General features: G+C 55.6%; 4 protein-coding genes. 3 read left to right on the top strand and 1 reads right to left on the bottom strand.

Annotated elements, in window-relative coordinates:
• The 3 genes from B2W52_RS10550 to B2W52_RS10540 form a co-directional block, all read left to right on the top strand.
• Nucleotides 1-1,329: heavy metal translocating P-type ATPase (locus B2W52_RS10550; protein ID WP_286802937.1), on the top strand; the 1,329-nt coding region annotated here is incomplete at its 5' end.
• A 24-nt stretch (nt 1,330-1,353) separates the two neighbouring features.
• Entirely contained in the window at nt 1,354-1,740 is a 387-nt protein-coding gene (locus tag B2W52_RS10545) for a DUF302 domain-containing protein (RefSeq protein WP_022990673.1), read from the top strand.
• A 184-nt stretch (nt 1,741-1,924) separates the two neighbouring features.
• Nucleotides 1,925-2,383, top strand: a complete 459-nt coding sequence (locus B2W52_RS10540) for a hypothetical protein (RefSeq protein ID WP_022990672.1) — start codon at nt 1,925-1,927, stop codon at nt 2,381-2,383.
• Nucleotides 2,384-2,443: 60 nt separating this feature from the next.
• Here the strand turns inward: B2W52_RS10540 and B2W52_RS10535 are convergent.
• Nucleotides 2,444-3,160 (bottom strand): ATP-grasp domain-containing protein (locus tag B2W52_RS10535; protein WP_476738527.1); only part of this gene is annotated, 717 nt, incomplete at its 5' end.

Here is a 3,160-nt window from a genome sequence, read left to right as displayed (position 1 = left end):
GGCAGCTTTATCATGCGGGCCGACAAGGTTGGCCGTGACACCATGCTGTCCCAGATTGTGCAGATGGTGGCGAGCGCCCAGCGCAGCCGCGCGCCCATTCAGGGCCTGGCCGACAAGGTGGCGGGTTATTTTGTGCCTGCGGTGATCGTGATCGCCATTATCGCCTTTATAGCCTGGTCATTCTTCGGGCCCACGCCGCCTATGGCGTTCGGGCTGATTGCAGCGGTCAGTGTTCTGATCATTGCCTGCCCTTGCGCACTTGGCTTGGCGACGCCCATGTCCATCATGGTGGGTGTCGGACGCGGTGCTCAAAGTGGCGTTCTGATTCGCGATGCGGAAGCCTTGGAGCGTATGGAGAAGGTGGACACCGTGGTGGTGGATAAAACCGGCACGCTGACAGAGGGCAAGCCGCAAGTCACCCGGCTTGTCGCGGCCAACGGGTTCGATGACAGTAGTCTCATGCGTTATGCAGGCGGCCTGGAGAAAGGCAGTGAGCACCCACTGGCTCACGCCATACTCGATAAAGCCAAGGGCATGGACCTGAAGCTTCCGGATGCGGAAGACTTTGACTCTCCGAATGGTAAAGGGGTTACCGGTCGAATAGACGGCAAGCGGGTGCTACTTGGTAACCGCCTTCTCATGGAGTCGGAAAATGTCGACACCACGCGATTTGACGGCGACGCCGACCAGCTCCGAAAAGATGGTGCTACCGTGATTTTTGCTGCTGTCGACGGAAACGTCGCAGGGTTGCTGGCGATTGCCGATCCGGTCAAGGAAACCACCGAAGCCGCTATTTCCGCGCTGCAAAAAGACGGCATCCGGGTGGTCATGCTGACCGGCGATAACCGCACTTCAGCTGAAGCAGTTGCCCGAAAACTGCATATCGACGAAGTGGAAGCGGAAGTCCTGCCGGAAGATAAGGGCAAGATCGTCCAGCGCCTGAAAGACGAAGGCCGTGTTGTCGTGATGGCGGGTGACGGCGTAAACGATGCGCCTGCACTGGCAACGGCGGATGTCGGTGTGGCCATGGGCACCGGGACCGATGTCGCCATCGAAAGCGCCGGCATTACGCTGCTACGCGGCGACCTGATGGGCATTGTCGAGGCGCGCCGTTTGTCTCTGGCGACCATGCGCAATATCCGTCAGAACCTGTTTTTCGCCTTCGTTTACAACTCCGCCGGTGTTCCGATAGCGGCAGGGGTTTTGTACCCGTTTTTCGGGATACTGCTGTCGCCCATTTTTGCAGCGGCCGCCATGTCGCTGTCCTCGGTCAGCGTGATCGTGAATGCGCTGCGTTTGAGGGTGGTGAAACTCGGGTCAAAGCAATGAACTTCTGAATCATTGGAGGTAGCTATGTCATACACGATCGATCGAGTTATCAAAGATGTCGATTTCGAGGACGTGGACAGAAGAGCGCGTCAGGCCCTCACTGATCACGGGTTCGGTGTGCTGACAGAAATTGATGTCAAAGCCACCATGAAGAAAAAGCTGGACAAGGATATGTTGGCCTATCGGATTCTCGGGGCCTGCAATCCTGGCATGGCCTGGGAAGCCATCGGTGTGGAGCCTCGCGTGGGTGCCATGCTGCCTTGCAACGTTATTCTTCGTGAGGTTTCGGAGGGCATTGAGGTAAGTGCAGTGGATCCATTGGCTTCCATGAGCGCCATCGATAATGACGAGCTCAAGCAGGTTGCCGGGAAGGTCAGGGATATGCTCTCTGAGGTTGTGGAATCGATCTGAAGCCGGTAGAGGCGTCGATTTGCTGCAGTGCCTGCGGTTTGCAATGGATTAGCGAATTAGCCAGGCGAGCGCATAGCCCAACTGAACACTGGAAATGCAAATAGGACTCCTCATTTGACGACGGGATACCTATTTGATGTCAGTCATATTATGGAGAAGAAAAAAGGAAAAAAGGAAAAAAGATATGGATATAAAGACTTTTGGACAACTGATCGACTGGACGCGCGATCTGCACTCACATCTGGCGAGCTGTCTGTCCCATTGCGCAACAAAGCACGAGGAAGAACGGGCCCGTGCGCTTTTGGATTATCTGGCAGCTCATGAATCGGAAATAGAGCGGATCGTGAACGAGTTTGAGCACCAAGGGGATAAGAAGGCACTGGAAACTCGGGTGTACGACTACCTGTCCCATAATCCGATCAAAACTCATCGAACCTGCGACGAGCCTTACGCGAAGCTTGATTTTGATGGTATCTGCCGGGAAGTGTTCGACTTTCATGATCAGATTATTGATCTCTACAAAACGCTGATTGGAAAAGCCGAAATTCCAGAAGCAAAAGAGCTGTTCGAATCTCTTTTGGCGATGGAGGAAAATGAGTCGATGAGACTGGCTCGTCAGGTTGGCCGAATGCAGGATCTATGAGATCCGAGCACTTTTGCTGACGGCTTAATCCCTTTGAATGTTTCCAATTGAGGCTCACCTTCACACCTCAAAGACGGGCGCAAAGCCACCTCCCGGCGTTCGAAAGTTGGTGGCCTGGCCCTGGTACACACGGGCAGCGGCAAGCAGATGTTGCCCGGCATAGGTGTACAAACGGATATCGACCTTTCTGGTGGTGACCGTGCCATCCACTCTCAGGGTGCGTTCTCCGGCGGGAACGAAGTTCTGCGCGATGTAATCACCCTTCAGGATCTCTTCGAAAACGCGGCGGGTTAGTTTTTCGCCCCGATAGACGCCCTTGCTGCCATGGCCCGCTACCGGTTTGAAAAACAGTTTACGCCGGTTGCTCCACAACTCCGCCTCATCACTTGCTGAAACCAGCCGGGTCTTCGGTACAGCTCTATCCAGAAATCCTGCCTCGGTTTCACTCAGGCCCCAGTCGCGCAGGGTTTGGGCATCAGATAGCAGGATCAGGTTCCGTTTGTCGGCCATCAGCGCATGGGCGCGTGGATTGGGCGTGACGACCGCCGCGCCGTCGAGGTAGGCGCGCCTCAGCGCCCCAAGAGCCGGGGCCTCCAAGGCAAAATCCACCAGGCGGTTGTACACCATGTCAATAGGCTTGCCGTGGGCGCTCAGGGCACCATCAACATACTCAAGCTCCGATGGGTCGAGGATCAAGGTCTCTATGCCTCTGGCCTGGAATAACTGCTGGGCCAGTTGGAATTCCGGGAACATAAACTGGGATTCTGGGGCATCGTC

The organism is Marinobacter sp. UBA2498 (assembly GCF_002341575.1).
Classification (GTDB): domain Bacteria; phylum Pseudomonadota; class Gammaproteobacteria; order Pseudomonadales; family Oleiphilaceae; genus Marinobacter; species Marinobacter manganoxydans.
This window is presented reverse-complemented; position numbering and strand designations above follow the sequence as displayed.